15 protein-coding genes and 1 riboswitch are annotated in these 18,492 nt (G+C 68.9%); of the genes, 8 read left to right on the top strand and 7 right to left on the bottom strand.

Annotation, left to right across the window (positions count from 1 at the left end; genetic code table 11):
• On the bottom strand, positions 1-862 hold an 862-nt coding region (locus tag RJ05_RS09115; protein WP_036535557.1), incomplete at its 3' end, for an alpha/beta fold hydrolase.
• Positions 863-942: 80 nt separating this feature from the next.
• Positions 943-1,055, top strand: a riboswitch (cobalamin riboswitch).
• A gap of 49 nt (positions 1,056-1,104) precedes the next feature.
• On the opposite strand from RJ05_RS09115, the gene RJ05_RS09110 reads away from it, so the two are divergent.
• The 5 genes from RJ05_RS09110 (at position 1,105) to RJ05_RS09090 (ending at position 6,395) form a co-directional block, all read left to right on the top strand.
• A complete protein-coding gene (locus RJ05_RS09110) occupies positions 1,105-2,136 on the top strand; it encodes a FecCD family ABC transporter permease (RefSeq protein WP_036535554.1) in 1,032 nt (343 codons plus the stop codon).
• 130 nt (positions 2,137-2,266) lie between these two features.
• On the top strand, positions 2,267-3,070 hold the full coding sequence (locus tag RJ05_RS09105; protein WP_036535551.1) for an ABC transporter ATP-binding protein: 804 nt from the start codon (positions 2,267-2,269) through the stop codon (positions 3,068-3,070).
• Positions 3,067-4,092 (top strand): ABC transporter substrate-binding protein, encoded by a 1,026-nt coding sequence (locus RJ05_RS09100; protein ID WP_174343917.1) that lies wholly within the window; start codon positions 3,067-3,069, stop codon positions 4,090-4,092. The genes RJ05_RS09105 and RJ05_RS09100 overlap by 4 nt, the downstream gene beginning before the upstream one ends.
• A gap of 249 nt (positions 4,093-4,341) precedes the next feature.
• Entirely contained in the window at positions 4,342-4,827 is a 486-nt protein-coding gene (locus RJ05_RS09095) for a MarR family winged helix-turn-helix transcriptional regulator (protein WP_036535566.1), read from the top strand.
• A complete protein-coding gene (locus tag RJ05_RS09090; protein ID WP_036535547.1) occupies positions 4,824-6,395 on the top strand; it encodes a DHA2 family efflux MFS transporter permease subunit in 1,572 nt (523 codons plus the stop codon). The genes RJ05_RS09095 and RJ05_RS09090 overlap by 4 nt, the downstream gene beginning before the upstream one ends.
• Before the next feature lie 102 nt (positions 6,396-6,497).
• Here the strand turns inward: RJ05_RS09090 and RJ05_RS09085 are convergent, their stop codons facing one another.
• From RJ05_RS09085 to RJ05_RS09065, 5 genes are all read right to left on the bottom strand, one after another.
• Positions 6,498-7,550, bottom strand: a complete 1,053-nt coding sequence (locus RJ05_RS09085) for a phage tail tip lysozyme (RefSeq protein ID WP_138445591.1) — start codon at positions 7,548-7,550, stop codon at positions 6,498-6,500.
• Between the two features lie 148 nt (positions 7,551-7,698).
• On the bottom strand, positions 7,699-9,294 hold the full coding sequence (locus RJ05_RS09080) for a GMC oxidoreductase (RefSeq protein WP_051016375.1): 1,596 nt from the start codon (positions 9,292-9,294) through the stop codon (positions 7,699-7,701).
• A 331-nt stretch (positions 9,295-9,625) separates the two neighbouring features.
• Positions 9,626-10,306, bottom strand: coding sequence for a dethiobiotin synthase (gene bioD / locus RJ05_RS09075; protein WP_036535541.1), 681 nt, complete (start codon positions 10,304-10,306; stop codon positions 9,626-9,628).
• On the bottom strand, positions 10,303-11,451 hold the full coding sequence (locus RJ05_RS09070) for an 8-amino-7-oxononanoate synthase (RefSeq protein ID WP_036535538.1): 1,149 nt from the start codon (positions 11,449-11,451) through the stop codon (positions 10,303-10,305). The genes bioD and RJ05_RS09070 overlap by 4 nt, the downstream gene beginning before the upstream one ends.
• A gap of 70 nt (positions 11,452-11,521) precedes the next feature.
• Positions 11,522-11,998 (bottom strand): MarR family winged helix-turn-helix transcriptional regulator, encoded by a 477-nt coding sequence (locus RJ05_RS09065; protein ID WP_036535535.1) that lies wholly within the window; start codon positions 11,996-11,998, stop codon positions 11,522-11,524.
• 60 nt (positions 11,999-12,058) lie between these two features.
• Between RJ05_RS09065 and RJ05_RS09060 the strand changes: the two genes are divergently transcribed.
• Positions 12,059-12,433 carry a cupin domain-containing protein gene (locus RJ05_RS09060; RefSeq protein WP_036535533.1) on the top strand — a complete coding sequence of 125 codons (375 nt, stop codon included), beginning with the start codon at positions 12,059-12,061 and terminating at the stop codon, positions 12,431-12,433.
• A 150-nt stretch (positions 12,434-12,583) separates the two neighbouring features.
• Here RJ05_RS09060 and RJ05_RS09055 read toward each other — a convergent pair whose 3' ends face one another.
• Complete coding sequence (locus RJ05_RS09055; protein ID WP_036535530.1) at positions 12,584-13,855, bottom strand: adenosylmethionine--8-amino-7-oxononanoate transaminase; 1,272 nt, start codon at positions 13,853-13,855, stop codon at positions 12,584-12,586.
• 384 nt (positions 13,856-14,239) lie between these two features.
• Here RJ05_RS09055 and glgX point away from each other — a divergent pair, with 384 nt between their 5' ends.
• Positions 14,240-16,354, top strand: a complete 2,115-nt coding sequence (glgX, locus tag RJ05_RS09050) for a glycogen debranching protein GlgX (protein ID WP_036535527.1) — start codon at positions 14,240-14,242, stop codon at positions 16,352-16,354.
• Positions 16,355-16,403: 49 nt separating this feature from the next.
• Positions 16,404-18,492, top strand: a 2,089-nt coding sequence (gene treY / locus RJ05_RS09045) for a malto-oligosyltrehalose synthase (protein WP_036535560.1), incomplete at its 3' end; no start/stop codon positions are given.

The following is an 18,492-nucleotide window of genomic DNA, read 5'->3' as shown; positions in this document are numbered from 1 at the left end:
GATTGTCGACCGAACCGCCGGCCACGATGGCCAGGAACTGGGATTCGATCAGGCCGTTGCTGGCGGCGTCGGGGTTGAAGATCTTGTCGCGCAGCACCTCGGCCACCGCGTCTCCCCCCTCGGCGAGGCGGATACCGGGGATGCCCTCGCGGTCGACGAAACGGTCCCGGCGCGCGTAGGTTTCGACGACCAGCCGCAACGTGCGGCTCTCCCTGGCGCCGGGCAGCCAGCCCATCCAGCGCACCATGTCCTGCCCGCGGCCGCGTTTGTCGGGTCGTACGGCGTCGAGGTCGAGCGGGGTGCAGTCGAGCAGCACCGCGACCAGCCGCAGCTCGCTGTCGGTGTGGATGTGCTGGCCCACCTCGAGCGCGATCACCCCGCCCATGCTGTGCCCGGTGAGCACGATATTGCGGATCCCGGACATCACCGCGGCCCGGATGATCAGATCGGCGATCACCTTGGTGTCGATACCGCGATTGTCGTAGCGGATCGCCCACACCACGCCCATCGTGGCGAGCGCGGGCAACGCTTCGGCGGTGTCGGAGGCGTTGAGACCACCGAGACCGACCATGTCGACGACGGCGGTATCCCAGTCCCCTGGATCGGCGGGCGCGGAGATCGGCAGCAGCGACGGCTCGGTGCCCGCCAGCCGCGCCCGCTCCGGCGCCACATCGTGCACCCAGTACTGGACCACGCCGATCAGCACGATCAGCACCAGCGCACCGACCCGCGCCAACGCCAACCGGGTGCGGCGCAACGTCGTCCAGTTGTGCCCGAGCCGGGTCTCGGCCAGTCGGGCCCGCCGTCGCGCGTCGTCCCAGTCGGTGACAGTGGACGGGTGTCGATCGTCCAGCGGCGACATATTTTCACTGTAGGCACGGCGCGCGGACCTCTGCCATCGCCGCGACCCGGCGCCAGGCCGGACCGGACCGGTCGGTAGAGTTCGGCCTCACCCTCGGTGGGTGCGGGAATCCGGTGCAAATCCGGGACGGTCGCGCCACTGTGAGCGCCCCTGCGGGCGCGAGTCAGACCTCCCCCACCGGACGAACTCTGGAGAGGCCGCGACTTGCCTGTGGAGCGCTGTTCATCGATGGTGCGTGCGCGATGACCCGTGTGAGCACCGCTGTCGTCGTCCCGATGCTGCTGGCCGTGCTGGCGGCGGTCATGGTGCTCGCCACCGGATTCGGCGCGGAATCCCTGCCGGTATCGGGCGTGGTCGAGGTCCTGACCCACCGCCTGAGCGGCCGGATACCGCCGGACCCCGGCCTGGACACCATCGTCTGGCAGTTGCGGGTGCCGCGCACCGTGCTGGCCGCGATCGTCGGTGCCGGGCTGGCACTGGCCGGCGCGGCCATGCAGACGCTGGTGCGCAATCCGCTGGCCGACCCGTTCCTGCTCGGCGTGTCCTCCGGCGCGGGGGTCGGCGCCGCGGCGGTGATCACCTCGGGTGTGTTCGCGGGGGCGGGGATCTGGGCGTTGTCGGGCGGTGCGCTCGCCGGTGCGTTCGCGGCGGCGGCGCTGGTGTTCGTGATCGCGGTGACCCAGGGCGGGCTGACGCCGCTGCGGCTGGTGCTGACCGGCACCGTGCTCGCCTCGGCATTCTCGGCCCTGACCAGCTATCTGATCTTCCGCAGCACCGATCCGGCGGCCGCCCAGTCGGTGTTGTTCTGGCTGCTCGGCAGCCTGGCCGGGGCGGACTGGACCAAGATCGCGGTGCCGCTCGCGGTGGTCGCGGCCAGCGCCCTCGGTTTGGTCGCGGCCGCGGGCTGGCTGGACGCGCTGCATCTGGGCGCCGATACGGCCGGTTCCATCGGCGTTCCGGTGCGTGAGCTGCGGATCGCACTGTTCGTGCTGCTCGCGGTGCTGGTCGGGGTGCTGGTGGCGGTGTCGGGCGGGATCGGCTTCGTCGGCCTGGTGGTGCCGCATGCGGCGCGCCTGGTCGTCGGTCCCCGTCACCGCGCCCTGCTGCCCACGTGCGCGCTGCTGGGGGCGCTGTTCCTGGTGATCGCCGACGCGGCGACACGAGTCCTGGTGCGGCCCACCGAGATACCGGTCGGCGTGCTCACCGGGCTGATCGGTGCACCTGCGTTCCTGCTGTTGATGGGACGTCGGCATTACCGGTTCGGCACGTCATGAGCAGTGCCTTCACCGCGCTTCGAGCGTGCGACGACGGGGCCAGCGCGCGCCCCCACGCGACGGCGGGCCGGTCGAGGGGTCGCTGTGCCTGGCGACGGCGAACGAATTCACAACGACACCGGAGCGCCCCATGACCGAAGCCGCGGACAGACAAGGCGCGGTGGTCGCGGCGCGCGATCTGGCCTGCGCGGCCGGTCGGCGCCGAGTACTGACCGATGTCGATTTCGAGGCCCACCCCGGCGAAATGATCGGCATCGTCGGACCGAACGGTGCGGGCAAGACGACCCTGCTGCGCACGCTCGCCGGGCTCACGAAGCCGCGCCGTGGCCGGGTCCTGGTCGGCGCAGACGACCTGCACGCGCTCTCGCCCCGCCGCCGTGCGCGCACGGTCGCCCTGGTGGCACAGGACGAACGCCCACCCGACGATCTCCTGGCCTGCGAGGTCGTCGCGCTCGGCCTGACGCCGTACCTGCCGCCGTGGGGCGCGGGGTCGGCGCGCGAACGCGAGGTCGTCGACAACGCACTGGCCGCGGTCGATCTCGCCGGATTCGGCGACCGGCCGGTGCATCGCCTCTCCGGCGGCGAACGGCAGCGGGTGCTGCTGGCCCGCGCCCTCGTGCAGGACACTCCGGTACTGCTGCTGGACGAGCCGACCAACCATCTCGACATCACCCACCGACTCGACCTGCTCCGCCAGGCCAGGCGCCTGGACCGCACCGTGATCGCCGCGCTGCACGACCTGACGCTGGCCGATCGCTACTGCGACCGGGTGCTGGTGCTGCACGAGGGACGGGCGCGTCCGCTCGCACCGCCCGGCACCGCCCTGCACGCCGACGTCATCGACGCCGTGTTCGGAGTGCGGGCAACGCGCGTGCCGCATCCGGAGACCGGCGAGAACCATCTGTTGATCACCCCGCGAGAGGCGCCCCTATGAAACACCCGATCCGAATGCTGTCGGCGGCGGCGCTGGCCGTGACACTGGCCGCCTGCGGCAGCCCGCACGCGGCGACCGGTGACCTCACCGTGCGCAATTGCGGTGCGGAGTCGAGCTTTCCGGCTCCGGCGCAGCGGATGTTCGTCAACGACAGCAATATGATCTCGATGGTGCTAGCGCTCGGTGCGCAGGATCAGGTGACCGCGGTGTCGAGCATGCAGCAGGACATCACGGTGCTGCGCAACCACTACGGGCCCGCCGTGGACGCGCTGAAATCGGTGGCCGACGAATCCCCGTCGCGGGAAACGGTTCTCGCGCAAGGACCCGATGTCGTCGTCGCGGGCTGGAATTACGGGTACGACGAATCCAAGAACCTCACCCCGGAGTCGCTGCGGGCGGCAGGCATCGCCGCCTACATCCTCACCGAGAGCTGCCGTCAACGCGCCGGTGAACGCCCGCGCGGGGTGGTCGAACCGTGGACGGCGCTGCGCGAGGACCTCACCAACCTCGGCGCGATCACCGGCCGCGGCGAACGCGCCACCGCGCTCGTCGACGATCTCGATCGCCGCCTCGCCGCGCTCGCCGCCGCCCCGAAACCCGAACGCACCCCGCAGATCTTCCTGTTCGACAGCGGCAGCGACACCATCTTCTCCAGCGGCAGTTTCGGTGCGCCGCAGGCGATCCTGGACGCGGCGGGTGGGCGCAATGTGCTCTCCGATGTCCCCGACACCTGGACCGCGGTGTCCTGGGAGCGGCTGGCCGGCGCCGACCCGGACGCCATCATGTTCGTCGATTATCCGATGCAGAGCTACGCGCAGAAAGTCGAGATGTTGCGCGCCAAGCCGGGCATCAATCAGCTGCGCGCCGTCACCGAGGGGCGTTTCCTGAACCTGCCGTATGCGATGTGGACGAGCGGGCCGCTCAATATCGATGCGGCCGAACAGATCCGCAAACAACTCGAGCAGTGGGGGCTGGTGCCGCCCTCGGACATCGCGCCGCGATCCGACGACGCGATCCGCTGAGCCCGAGACCCGGCAGTCCCCCACCGGATCTCGCGATCCGAAGGTGACACTCACCACATCCACACAGGTAAACCGGTGTTTCCGGCGAATCTCACAGCGATCGTGTCGGACCCCAGGTCTAGCGTCGGCCCAGTGACGCACACGGCGCACGGCCACCATCATGACGTCCCACCCAGCAGGCGTGACGTTAGACACAAACGCGCGATATTCGCTTGTACGCGACTATTGCGTGCGCATTATGATCGCGCGGTGACGAGTGAATTGGGAATCAGCGAAACGCTGGAGCGTTTCCTGACGGGCCTGTTCAGCGCGAGCCGCTCCGGGGGCGCCGATCGATTGGTCGACCTGGATCTGTCGCTCTCGCAGGCACGCACCCTGTTCGTCCTCGGCCACGACGATCGCCAGCAGCTGCCGATCCACACCATCGCCGAACGACTGTCGTTGTCGATGACCGCGGCGGGGCGCAATGTGGACCGGCTCGTTCGTCTCGGGTTGCTGACCAGGGACGAAAGCCCAGAGGACCGGCGGGTGAAACTGGTCGGCCTCAGCGAACAGGGCCGCGAGGTCATCCGCGATCAGATGATGTGCCATCGCGAAGCGATCGACCGACTGGTCGAACGCCTGCCCGACACCGTGCGTGACGATCTGCACGCCGCCCTCATCGGCGTGCTCGACTCCGGGGCGCTCGCCTCGGTGCAATCCATCCCAGCCGTATCGACGGGAGACCCCTCGTGAGCAAGTCCGCCGGCAGTACCGCCGCAGCGGTACCCGACAAGATAGACGGCGCCGTACTCAAGGTCGCCGGTGTCGTCGTCCTCGGCGCCATCATGTCGATTCTCGACATCACCGTGGTCAACGTCGCGCTGCCGACGTTCCAGACCGAGTTCGACGTCGCCAACTACTCCACCGTCGCCTGGACGGTCACCGCCTACACCCTCGCCCTGGCGACGGTCATCCCGCTGACCGGCTGGGCCGCCGACCGATTCGGCACCAAACGCCTCTACCTGGCCGCGCTGGTGCTGTTCACCGGCGGGTCGGTGCTGTGCGCTGCGGCCTGGAGCATCGAGGCGCTCATCGCGTTCCGGGTGATCCAGGGCCTGGGCGGCGGCATGCTGATGCCGCTGGGTATGACGATCATGACCAAGGCCGCCGGACCCGAGCGGATCGGCCGGCTGATGGCCATCCTCGGTATTCCGATGCTGCTGGGCCCGATTCTCGGCCCGATCCTCGGTGGCTGGCTGATCGACAACGCCTCCTGGCACTGGATCTTCCTGATCAACCTGCCCATCGGCGCCATCTCACTGGTCTACGCCTACCTGGTGCTGCCCAAGGATGATCCGCAGCCGAGTGAGACCTTCGACTTCATCGGCATGCTGATGCTCTCGCCGGGTCTCGCGCTGTTCCTGTTCGGGGTGTCCACGATTCCCGAGGAAGGCACCGTCACCGCGCCGAAGGTGTGGGCGACGATGCTACTCGGCGCGCTGCTGGTGATCGCGTTCGTGTTCTACTCGTTCAAGCCCAAGCATCCGCTGCTGGATCTGCGGCTGTTCAAGAACTTCGACCTGTCGATCTCCACCATCACCATGTTCCTGTTCGCGGCCTCGTTCTTCGGTGGCCTGCTGCTGGTGCCCACCTACTTCCAGCAGGTGCGCGGGGAGAGCCCGCTGATGGCGGGTCTGCTGGTGGCGCCGCAGGGTCTGGGCACCATGCTCACCATGCCGCTGGCGGGTGCGCTGGCCGACAAGTTGCCGGTGGGCCGGATCGTGCCGGTCGGCATGCTGACCATCACCGTCGCGATGTTCGGGCTGTCGCAGACCGACGCGCACACCTCCTACCCGGTGTTGCTGGGTCTGCTGTTCGTGCTGGGTCTCGGCATGGGTGGCACCATGATGCCGCTGATGACGGCCGCGCTGCGGACGCTCACCGAGCATGAGGTGGCCCGTGGTTCCACGCTGCTGAACATCGCCCAGCAGATCGCCAGCTCGGTCGGTGTCGCCATCATCTCGGTGGTGCTGACCAACCAGTTCAAGGCGTCGGAGCCGGTGTCGGCGGCCCAGGCCGTCGGCGAGGCCGAACGCACCGGCACGCCGCCGGATCCGTCGATCCTGGAATACATCCAGTCGCTGGGTGCGAAGTTCCAATCGATCGTGCTCGACGACATGGCGTCGGCATTTTCCACCAGCTACCTGGTGGCGGCGTTCCTGTGCCTGGTCACCTTGGTCGCGTCGTTGTTCCTGCCGCGCAAGAAGATCGAGGCTCCGGCCGAGGGTGAGCAGCCCAAGGCGCCGGTCATGATGCACTGAGCCGACCGGTAAACGACAGTCGATCCCCGTGCGAGCGAATTCGCACGGGGATCGATCGTTTTCCAGCTCCTACGAGCCGGTCGGACCAGAACGCCGAGCGGCTCAGGCGGATACCCCGGCCATCGCGGCCGCGACATTGTTCGCGTTGGCGATCCGCTGACCGCGCGCCTGGCCCGAGCTTCTTTCGTAGTACTGGTCGAACACGGCGGCCGCCGCGGCAGGCGTATCGGTGGCGCGCAGCCTGGCGTAGGCCGCCGACTCACTTCCTTGCAACTCGTGCATCATGAAATCGACCTGAGTTTCCCAGTCGCCGACCTTCTTGCCCCGGGAAGCGGCGAAGGCTTCCAAGTTCTCGCGTCGCCCACCGAGCCATTGGCACAGACCGTAGGCGCCCTCGTTCGGGTTGTAAGCTCCGGTGTTCAACCCGGGCGCCTCGACCTGCATATTGCCGATGATCCCGGCCGCTTGGGCAGGCGTCAGACCGTACTCATCGATGAGCCGCCGGTAGATCTTCTCCGCCGTGGTTCGCTCACCACCGTCCAGCGGCGCCGCATCCGCCGTCGTCGGGATGTCGCCGCCGGTGTAGACGTCACCGGGTAGGTTGCTGCCGAAGGTCGGCGTCCATGGCGGCGCGCCGCCGCCGTTGGTATTCGCACCGCCCGGCGGCGAATTCCAGGCCTGGCGATCCAGCTCGTTGAACGCCGTCCACACCTTGTCGACGGCCTTACCGATGAGCTTGTCGATCGCGTGCACCGCGCCGATCTGCTCGAACGGGGTCGGGCGGTCCGGCGGATCGTCGACCACCGTGGCCAGGGCTTCCCTGATGGCGTCTTCGAGGAGATCCACCTGCTTGGTCACCTCATTGGCGACGTCGGCGGACGCGGCTGCCATCTCGGCGATCTGATCGTCGAGCGAATTCCATTGGTCCTGATAGTCCTTGACGTCGGCGGCCCGGAGTTTGTACTGCTGCTTCATTTCTCCGGTCCCCGGCATCTCCCCGCCGAGACCGTCCAGGTATTTCGCCGTGATCGTGGTGGCGTTCTTGTCTCCGAGCCCCTTCTTCAGCGCTTCCAGCGTCGCTTCGGCGCGCGCGATATAGGGATTGAGAATGGGGGCGTCGGCAAATCGCCGAAACTTCACTGGTTCCGGAGCCACCGTCCACCTCCACCACACGATGCCGCAGCATGCGCTCCCTGCCCTGTCTGCCACAGGCGCAGGTGACCACGGCAAGGAATAGCAGATTTCGCCGGTTCACGTGAGCACCGGTATTCCCCGCGGCGAGAAGTCCGCCGCGCGTTCGGGGTCAGATCAGCGTCCCGACATCGGCGGCGACGAGATGGTCGAGCGCGCGTTCGGCGACCGCGGCGATCGTCATCGACGGGTTGCACGCGGCGGTATTGCCCGGCATGAGCGCACCGTCGAGCACATACAGTCCACGCTGGCCGAGCACACGCCCCTCCAGATCGCAAACGCTGCCCATGCTCGCCCCGCCCAGCGGATGCCAGGTGGACGGGAAGCCGGCATTGGTGTCGAGCAGGGCGGTGCCGGGACCGGCGATGCGGTGCGCGGTGGGCCCGATGTGGTTGTCCTGGATGTAGGAATCGCCGTCGGCGGGCCAGTGCAGCACCGCCTGCTCGGCTGCCGCGTCGTAGGCGAAGCTGCCCCGCCCCGCGCTGACGCCGTAGCCGACCAGCATGGTGGACTTCGGATCCACCGGCAGCGGCGGAATCGAGGCCTGGATGAGGGTGCACGCGGTGGTCGGATCCGACCAGTTCAGGCTGCCGTAGACCACCGGTCCGCCCTGTGCGGGCCCGAAATTCGCGGCCGGGTTGGTCCAGACATAGATGCGGTCGGCATTGGTGCCCCAGTTCTGGCCCAACCCGTCGGGCAGATCCGGGATCAGGCCCCTGGCTCCAGCGCGCACCAACAGTTTGGTGGTGTTGAGGCTGCCGGCGGCGAGCACGAGAGCACCCGCGGTGATGACGAGGTTCTCCTGGACGGCGCCGGTGGTGTCGATGCGGTCGACGTGCACGATCCAGCGTCCATCGGCGCCGCGTTCGATATCGGTGACCTCGTGCTGGGTGCGGACCTGCACCCGTCCGGTGGCTTCGGCCGCGGCGATATAGGTGACGTCGACCGAATGCTTGCCGCCGTTGTTCACACCCATCGCACCGTCACCGTTGGTGTAGGACGGTGTCATCTCCCCGCGCAGCTCGGCCAGCGCGAAGTTCCAGTCGATCGGCATCGGGATCTTCGCCAGCGGCAGCCCGGCGCGGCGCACATGGTCGGCGAACACGCGGGCGGCGGCGTAGTTCGGGTGCGCGATCAGCTCCTCGGGCGCCACCGCGAGCCCGAGCATCCGCGCGACCCGCGGATAGTGCACGCGATCCATGGTGGCCCAGTCGAGTTCGGCCGGGAAATGCGTGTTGAACACCGCTTCGTCGGGCTGCAAAGACATACCCTGGTAGATCAGCGATCCGCCGCCGAGCCCCGCCGCGCACAGCGCTGTCATGTTCTGCCCGGGCACCGCTTCGACCAGGCCGGTGTAGGGCTCGAAGGCCAGCGGCCGCCCGAACAGATTGGGGCTGGACCGATGCCACAGAATGCGCTTGTCCGGCGCGGACGCCCGCGGGAAGGTCTGCGCGTTCGGCCCGGTCGGCCAGCGCATGCCGCGTTCCAGCAGCAGCACCGGCACCCCCGCCTCGGCCAGTCGCAGCGCTGTCACCCCGCCGCCGAAGCCGGAGCCGATCACCACGACGCGGTGCTCTTCCCTGGTGAGCCGAACTCCGTTGACCCGTGCGGCGATTCCTGGCTTCGGGTCGAGGACCCGGGCTCCGGCGAGCACAGCCCCGGCGGCCACCGCCCCGGTCAGCAGCGAGCGGCGGGACAGCACTGACATGGATGATCCTTACGACGAGCCGAGTGCGGGTGCACGGCGCATCGCTCGACAGCACTGGCGAGTCCTGCCATCGGGTGGCCAGCGCTGGTCACGTGATGGTCCGGATGCGCCGTGCGTCGGTGACCGGGCATGCCGGTGCGACCTCTCCGCGCCGGTAACCCGGTTACCGAGTAACGACGTTACTGCACCGGCGGAGGTGGCGCGCACGAAATCGAAGAACTCGGTCCTGAATCCTCGCCGCCGGTCGACCGGGCGTCGACAGCACAACAATGGGCAGCCCGGCAGCTACGCGATGCCAGCAGGTCAGACGCCATCGCGCGCCGAACATGGCTCAGCTCAGCAGATAGCGGCGCGCCCAGTCGGAGTCGAACCAGCCCGACGCCTCAGCCCGGAACTGATCCGCCGACCACGCGCCCGCCCCTGCCGGTACCGAGCCGACCAACTCGGCGCCGGTCACCCGCGGCAGGTCCACGCGGTTGGTTTCCATGGCCAGATCGGGCACCTGCGGCCACGATCCGATCACCAAGCCCGCGCACTCCACACCGGCCGCGGCCAGCGCGCGAGTGGTGAGTTCGGTGTGATTGAGCGTGCCGAGGCCGGGCGCCGTCACCACCAGGACCGGAGCCGACAGCTCGGCCGCCAGATCCAGCAGAGTGAACTCACCGATGCGCACCAGCAGACCGCCGGCACCCTCGACCAGCACGACATCGTCGGTGAGTTCGGTGATGGCCGACAGGGTTTCGTCAATGGCGAGCAGCGGCGCCCCGCACCGGCGCGCGGCCGTATCGGGGGCCAGCGGCTCGGGATAACGGGCCAGCTCGACCGTGCGAGTGACACCGGCCAGCTGCGTAACGGTCGCGAGATCACCGGGCTCATCCTGCGCGACACCGGTCTGTGCCGGTTTGCAGACCGCGACCGAGCGCCCGGCGGCCGCGGCGGTGGCCGCCAATGCGGCGGTGACGATGGTCTTGCCGATATCGGTGGACGTGCCGGTGACCAGCAGCGGGCTCATGCCGGCACCGCCTCGCGCGCGGTGGTCAGCACCTCGCCGAGCACGGTGGCGATCGTGTCGAGTTCCGCGGGGGTGAGATTCGCCCGCGCCGTCAGCCGCAACCGCGAGGTCCCTTCCGGCACCGACGGCGGCCGGAAACACCCCACGTCCAGCCCTCGTTCCCGGCACTGCTGCGCGGCCTCGAATGCCACCTGCACCTGCCCGAGCACCACCGAAACCACCGCCGAATCCGGTTGCGGCACACCGGCGATCCGCGCGATATCGGCGGCGCGATCCAGCACCCGCTGCGCGATGCCCGGATCGCTGCGCAGAATTGTCAGCGCCGCACGGGCCGCGCCGACCGCGGCCGGCGCGAGCCCGGTGTCGAAGATGAACGTGCGGGCCGCGTCGATGAGGTGCGCGCGTACCCGGCCGCTGCTCAGCACCGCTCCACCTTGGGCGGCAAGGGCTTTCGACAACGTAGCGGTGATCACCAGATCCGGTTCCCCGGCCAGGCCCACTTCTTGCACGAGCCCGCGCCCGCCGGTGCCGCGCACACCGAGTCCGTGCGCCTCGTCGACGACGAGCACCGCACCGTTGGCGCGGGTCACCCGGTGCAGTTCGGCCAGCGGGGCCAGGTCACCGTCGGCGCTGAACACCGAATCGGTGAGCACCAGGGCGCGTTCCTCGGTGCGGCCGGCCAGCAGCCGGTCCACCGCCGCGACATCGCAGTGCGGGGCGATCTCCACCCGCGCCCGCGACAGCCGGCACGCGTCGACCAGCGAGGCGTGGCTACCGGCATCGGAGACGATCAGCGACCCACGCCCGGCCAGCGCCGTCACCACGCCGAGGTTGGCGGCGTAGCCGGAGGCGAAGACCAGCCCGGCTTCGGCACCCATGAATTCGGCGAGTTCGGATTCGAGCAGTTCGTGGTCGGTGGTCGTGCCGGTCACCAGGCGCGATCCGGTCGACCCGGCACCCCACCGCCGCACCGCCGCGATCGCGCCCTCGATCACCTCCGGGTGGCGCGCCAGCCCGAGATAGTCGTTCGATGCCAGATCGATGGACGGCGACTGCGGTTCCCGTGCCCGCAGCTGCCGTCGCAGCCCCGCCCCCACCCGCTCGGCAGCACGCGCGTCCAGCCAGCTCAATGGATCGGTACTCACAGCTGAACACCATACTTGAACGGCGTTCAGGAGGGTGACCGGGGCCACCGGACCGACACCGGCGACGCGTTCAGGAGCCGAACCAGCTGGGCGTATCCATCCGCAACAGCTCACCCGGCGTCAGCGCTCGCAGATCGGCTTCCAGCGCGGCCATCCGATCGGCGCCGAGTGCGGCCGTCCAGCGGGCGTGGATGCGGTCGAAGGTCGCGGCAGATCGGTCCAGTACCTCGATGCCACGATCGCTGAGGGTGTAGACCTTGCGGCGTGCGTCGGCCGGATCGTGGCCGCGGCGCAGGTAGCCCAGACGCTCGAGCGTGTCGATGTGCTTACCGGCGGCCTGTTTGGAGATACCGAGCGCGCGCCCGAGATCGGCCGCGGTGCATCCCTGCGGACCACTGCGGGCGATCGCCTGGAACAGGAATCCGTGCATCGGCCGCAGGTCGGAGTGCCCGTGCTCGGCGAGGTCGGCGTGCACCTCGTCGATGGTGGCACGGAAAGCGGCGAGCATTCGCAGCGGCAGCTCGAAGCCGCCCGCATCCCTTGACATGTTGGACAACCTCGTTGACTATATGGACAACATCATTGTCTACCTTAAGGACGTCAATCCGTGACCCTCATCCGACACTCCGAAACCCGCCGCACCGAAACCCCCGGCGGCGTCATGACCACCCTCGCCTCCCCCACCCAGGGCGGCGCCACACTCGCCCTCTGGCGCGTCGACGTCGCGGCCGGCAAGTCCGGCCCGCTGCACTTCATCGATGCCGAGCAGGTCTGGACCATCCTCAGCGGCAGCGCCGAGATCACGGTGGACGGCGCCGATCACGTGGTATCGGCCGGCGACACGATCATCCTGCCGCCCGATGTGCTGCGCCAGATCTCCGGTGGCGCGGAAGGTTTCACCGCCATCGTCACCGCGCCCGCGGGTGCGCGAGCCGGGACGCCGGACGGTGCGACCACGGTCGTGCCGCCCTGGATCGCCTGACGCGGGCAGTTCCCGTCGATACCGCGTCCGCACGCCGCCCTGCGAGTCGAGCCGGCGGACATCACCCCCGCCGGGCGCGCCGGCCCGGTGTCGCGCGGCGTCGGTAAATCCGGTCGCCGCTTTCACACGCGCGACCGGGTCGCCGCAACGCTAGCCGACCCGCGCCGCCGCCACCATCGCCGAGGTGATGGTGGCGACGTCGTCGGTGCTGCTGATGAACGGCGGCATCGCATAGATCAGATTCCGGAACGGCCGCAGCCAGGCGCCCGCACCGACCGCCGCATCGGTCGCGGCACGCATGTCGACCGGGTGATCCAGTTCGATCACCCCGATCGCGCCGAGGACCCGGACCTCGGTCACCGCGGGCAGTTCGCGCGCGGGAGCCAGCCCCGATTCGAGCTCGCTCTCGATGCGCTTCACCTCAGCCTGCCAGTCGCGTGAGAGCAGCAATTCGGTCGACGCGACCGCGATCGCGCACGCCAGCGGATTGCCCATGAAGGTCGGTCCGTGCATGAGCCCACCGTGTGCGGCGCTGAGGGTTTCGGCGATCCGCGTGCTGCACACAGCGGCGGCCAGTGTCAGGTACCCGCCGGTCAACGCCTTGCCGACACACATCACATCCGGGCTCACCCCCGCCTGTTCGGCGGCGAAAAACGTTCCGGTGCGGCCGAATCCGGTGGCGATCTCGTCGAAGATCAGCAGCACGCCATGGACGTCGCAGAGCCGGCGCAGCTCGGTGAGATACCGCGGATCGTGCCAGCGCATACCACCGGCGCCCTGCACCACGGGCTCCACGATGACGGCGGCGAGCTCGTCGGCGTGCTCACCCATCGCCTGCCCGAGCGCGGCGATGTAGCCGGGATCGAAGTCCCGCGGCGGCGCGGGAACGAAGACCTGTTCGGCGAGCACATCGGTCCACAGCGCATGCATCCCGCCGTCCGGGTCGCACACGCTCATCGGGGTGAAGGTGTCGCCGTGGTAGCCGCCGCGCCAGGTGAGCAGACGCCGTTTGCCCGGCCTGCCGAGCGCGCGCTGGTATTGCAGGCACATCTTCACCGCGACCTCCACCGACACCGAACCGGAGTCGCAGAGGAACACCTTGTCCAGCCCGTCCGGGGTCAGCCGCACCAGCAGCTCCGACAGCCGGGCCGCAGGCTCGTGGGTGAGCCCGCCGAACATCACGTGGCTCATCCGCTGCGACTGCACCAGCAGCGCCGAGTCCAGCACCGGATGCCGGTACCCGTGCACCGCGGCCCACCAGGAGCTCATCCCGTCGACGAGTTCGCGGCCGTCGGCCAATCTCAGCCGGGTCCCCGACGCCGAGGCCACCACGAGCGGCTCAGTGGTGGCCGGGAACCCGCCGTAGGGGTGCCACACGTGTTTCGCGTCGATGGCGGTGATCTCGTCGGGCGTCAGCACCACAGCAACCCTTCGCACAGTGGACGTGCCGCCACGGGCAGGCGGCCTTGAACACCGTTCAAGTTAGCATCGGAGCTGCGGGCCATGCCAGCACGGTTCACCGATCCTGCGGCCCGAACACCCCGGGTACCGCCGCCAGGCCGATGCGCAGCGCGTGGAACTCCGCCGCCCCGAGGCGGGTGCGCTACTCACGTTCGATGCGGCCGAGGCGATCGGTGGCCAGGGCCAGGGCCTCGCGCCCAGGCCGCCGGCTACCACCGTCGTTGGCTGCCGACGCCCGGCGCCGCCTGATCGGCCACTGCCCGTCCCCCGCTCTCGAACACACCCGGCCCGCACAACGACGAGGGGCGCGGCAGCGCTGCCCTAACGACCGTTAGTGTCGTTGCCATGGTTTCGCCCGACTCCGCTTCCGCCGCGGCACCGCTCGGTGTCTGGCCGGGCAGCGCGTATCCGCTGGGCGCCACCTACGACGGAACCGGAACCAATTTCTCGCTGTTCACCGAGGTCGCCGACGCGGTGGAATTGTGCCTGGTCGACAAGCAGGGCGCCGAGACGCGCATCGGATTGGACGAAGTCGACGGACATGTCTGGCATGCCTTCCTGCCCGGTGTCGGTCCCGGACAGCGCTACGGGTTCCGGGTGCACGGACCGTTCGATCCCGAACGCGGCCTGCGCTGCGACCCGAGCAAATTCCTGCTCGACCCGTACGGTAAGGCCTTCGACGGCACCTTCGCCGATCACCCCTCGCTCTACACCTACGGCGAGGATTCGCTCGGCCACACCATGACCGGTGTGGTGATCAACCCGTTCTTCGATTGGGGCGCCGACCGCCCACCGCGGCGGCCCTACCACGAGACGGTGATCTACGAGGCCCACGTCAAGGGCATGACCATCACCCACCCGGACGTCCCGGAGGACCTGCGCGGCACCTACGCAGGCCTGGCGCATCCGGCGATCATCGACCATCTGCGCGGTCTCGGCGTCACCGCGATCGAGCTGATGCCGGTGCACCAGTTCCTGCACGACCGCATCCTGCTCGACCAGGGCTTGCGCAATTACTGGGGCTACAACAGCTTCGGCTACCTCGCCCCGCACCACGAGTACGCCGCCGGGGCGCGCGCCGGGGCGGCGGTGACCGAATTCAAGGCGATGGTGCGGGCGCTGCACGCCGAGGGCATCGAAGTGATCCTGGACGTGGTGTACAACCACACCGCGGAGGGCAATCATCTGGGGCCGACCATCGGTTTCCGCGGCATCGACAATGCCGCCTATTACCGGCTGATGGACGACGACCCCGCGCACTACATGGACTACACCGGCACCGGTAACAGCCTGAATGTGCGTCATCCGCACACCTTGCAGTTGATCATGGATTCGCTGCGGTACTGGGTGCTGGAGATGCACGTCGACGGCTTCCGGTTCGACCTGGCCGCCACGCTGGCCCGCGAACTCCACGATGTGGACCGGTTGTCCACGTTCTTCGATCTGGTACAGCAGGACCCGGTGGTCAGCCAGGTCAAGCTCATCGCCGAACCGTGGGACGTCGGCGAGGGCGGCTATCAGGTCGGCAATTTCCCGAGCCTGTGGACCGAATGGAACGGCAAATACCGCGACACGGTCCGCGACTATTGGCGCGGCGAACACGCCACTCTCGGCGAGTTCGCCTCCCGGTTCACCGGGTCCTCGGATCTGTACGAGGCGACCGGGCGCAGGCCGAGCGCCTCGATCAACTTCGTCACCGCGCACGACGGTTTCACCCTGCGGGACCTGGTGTCCTACAACGACAAACACAATGAGGCCAATGGCGAGGGCAACCGCGACGGCGAAAGCCACAACCGGTCCTGGAACTGCGGGGTGGAAGGCCCCACCGACGACCCCGAGGTGCTCGCCTTGCGGGACCGTCAGTCCCGCAATCTGCTGGCCACACTGATCCTCAGCCAGGGCACCCCGATGCTCGCGCACGGCGACGAGATGGGCCGCACCCAGCTCGGCAACAACAATGTCTACTGCCAGGATTCGGAATTGTCCTGGATGGATTGGTCACTGGCGCACAAGAACGCGGATCTGCTCGCGTTCACCCGCGCCGCGATCGCCCTGCGCACCGCACATCCGGTGTTCCGCCGCCGCCGCTTCCTCGGCGGCCCGGTCCGCGACGGCGGTCAGCCCCGCGATATCGCCTGGCTGACCCCGGGCGGCGCGGAGATGACGGTCGCGGACTGGGACAGCGGTTTCGCCCGGTCGCTGGCGGTGTTCCTGGACGGCGACGGCATCCCGGAGCCGGGCCCGCGCGGTGAACGGATCACCGACGATTCGTTCCTGCTGTGCTTCAACGCCCACGACAGCGCCTTGGATTTCACCCTGCCCGCCCCCGATCTCGGCGCCGAATGGTCGGTCGCCCTGGATTGTTCAGCACCCGACGGACGTGCCGAGGCCACCTATGCCGCGGCGAGCACCGTCACCGTCTCCGCCCGTTGTCTGCTCGTCCTCCGCCGCACCGCCTGAGAACATGACCGAGAACCTGACCGCCACGCATCTCACCGATCCACAGTCCATGCGCCGCCCCGCCCGGTCGACGCCGGTACGCAGCACCTACCGGCTGCAACTGCGCCCCGACCTGCTCACCTTCGCCGACGCCGCCGCCATCGCCGAATACCTACAGCAGCTGGGCATCTCGCATCTGTACCTGTCGCCGGTGATGACCGCCATGCACGGTTCCACGCACGGCTACGACGTCACCGATCCGACCACGGTGTCGGCGGCGCTCGGCGGTCCGGCCGGGCTCAAGGCGCTCTCGGACGAGGTGCGCAGCCGCGGCATGGGGCTGATCATCGACCTGGTGCCCAACCATGTCGGTGTCGGCGATCCGCGGCAGAACCCGTGGTGGTGGGATGTGCTGCGGCACGGGCCGGAATCGCAGTACGCGCACTACTTCGATATCGACTGGAGCCCGCTCAACGGTGCCGGCGGGCGGCTGGCGCTGCCGGTCTTGCAGAGCGAGAACGATCCGGCGGCGCTGACCGTCGACCGGTCCGGACCGGAGCCGATGCTGGCGCTGCACGATCTGCGCTTCCCCATCGCGCCCGACACCGACGGCGACAACGCGCTGCGCATCCACGACAAACAGCATTACCGGCTGGTGAGCTGGAAGGCCGGGTTGTGCAGCTATCGCCGGTTCTTCGCGGTGAGCGGGCTGGCGGCGTTGCGTCAGGAAGATCCCGAGGTGTTCGAGGCCACCCACCGCGAGCTCGCGGCCTGGTGTGAACACGATCTGATCGACGGTGTGCGCGTCGACCATCCCGACGGGCTGTCCTATCCGGCGGCCTATCTCTCCCGGCTGCGCAGCCTCATCGGACCGCACCGGCTGCTGCTGGTGGAGAAGATCCTCGCCAACCGCGAACCCCTCGACGCGACGCTGCCCATCGACGGCACCACCGGCTACGACGCGCTCGCCGATATCGGCGGCGTGCTGATCGACCCCGACGGTGAGCAGACGCTGACCGAACTGTCGCAGCATTTCGCCGGCCACGGCAGCGACCGCGCCTGGATCGGCGAGAAACAGCACCGCATCAAACGCGCGGTGGCCGAGAGCATTCTGGCCCCGGAGATCCGGCGGCTGGTGGCGGCGGTCAAACGCGACGCCGGCGTGAACGGTTTCGACGCCTCCGGGATCAGCGATATGGCGCTGACCAACGCCACCATCGAGGTGCTGGCGTTCCTGCCGGTGTACCGGGTGGATTACACGCCGCTGGCCGGGATGACGGGGGCCGTCGTCGCGGATGTGGAACGACGCAACAGCGAACTCACCGCGCCGCTGTCGGTGCTGGTGGCGGCGCTGGCCGCGGGCGGCGAGGCGGCGGTGCGGTTCAGCCAGGTGGGTGGCGCGATCACCGCCAAGGCCGTCGAGGACACCATGTTCTACCGGGCGGCGCGGCTGGTCTCCCTGCAGGAGGTGGGCGGCAACCCGGCCCGGTTCGGGCATTCGCTCAACGAGTTCCATCTCGCCAACAGCGAACGCGCCCAACGCTGGCCCGCCACCATGACCACACTGTCCACCCACGACACCAAACGCGGTGAGGATGTGCGCGCCCGCATCGGGGTGCTGTCCCAGGTGGCGACGCGGTGGGCGCGATCGGTGGCGACCTGGCTGGAGCTCACCCCCGCCCCCGACGGCGCGACGGCGCTGTTCCTGTTGCAGAACATGTTCGGGGTGTGGCCCGCCGACGGCCGTCCCGCCGCCTCGGTTCCCGGCCTGCGGGATCGGCTGCACCGGTTCGCGGAGAAGGCGATTCGGGAGGCAGGCGAGCACACGTCCTGGGAGGAACCCGACCCCGAATTCGAGGCCGCCGTGCACACCTGGATCGACGCGGTGATCGACGGCCCGGTCGGCTCGGGGCTCGGCGATCTGGTGCACGAGCTGGCTCCGCATGCCTGGTCGGATGCGCTGTCGCAGAAGCTGCTGCAACTGTGCGGGCCCGGCATCCCGGATGTCTATCAGGGCTGCGAGCTGTGGGAGGACTCGCTCGTCGACCCGGACAACCGGCGTCCGGTGGACTTCGCCACCCGCGCCGGCATGCTGCAATCACTGACGGGCACACCCGGTTTGGACACCACCGGAGCGGCGAAGATGTGGATCGTCGCCT

The sequence above is a fragment of the Nocardia cyriacigeorgica NBRC 100375 genome (assembly GCF_000308555.1).
Lineage (GTDB): Bacteria > Actinomycetota > Actinomycetes > Mycobacteriales > Mycobacteriaceae > Nocardia > Nocardia cyriacigeorgica.
This window is presented reverse-complemented; position numbering and strand designations above follow the sequence as displayed.

Coding starts and splice junctions, on each gene's coding strand:
- RJ05_RS09110 (WP_036535554.1), top strand. CDS start 1,105: ATGACCCGTGTGAGCACCGCTGTCGTCGTCCCGATGCTGCTGGCCGTG.
- RJ05_RS09105 (WP_036535551.1), top strand. CDS start 2,267: ATGACCGAAGCCGCGGACAGACAAGGCGCGGTGGTCGCGGCGCGCGAT.
- RJ05_RS09100 (WP_174343917.1), top strand. CDS start 3,067: ATGAAACACCCGATCCGAATGCTGTCGGCGGCGGCGCTGGCCGTGACA.
- RJ05_RS09080 (WP_051016375.1), bottom strand. CDS start 9,294: ATGTCAGTGCTGTCCCGCCGCTCGCTGCTGACCGGGGCGGTGGCCGCC.
- bioD (WP_036535541.1), bottom strand. CDS start 10,306: ATGAGCCCGCTGCTGGTCACCGGCACGTCCACCGATATCGGCAAGACC.
- RJ05_RS09065 (WP_036535535.1), bottom strand. CDS start 11,998: ATGTCAAGGGATGCGGGCGGCTTCGAGCTGCCGCTGCGAATGCTCGCC.
- glgX (WP_036535527.1), top strand. CDS start 14,240: ATGGTTTCGCCCGACTCCGCTTCCGCCGCGGCACCGCTCGGTGTCTGG.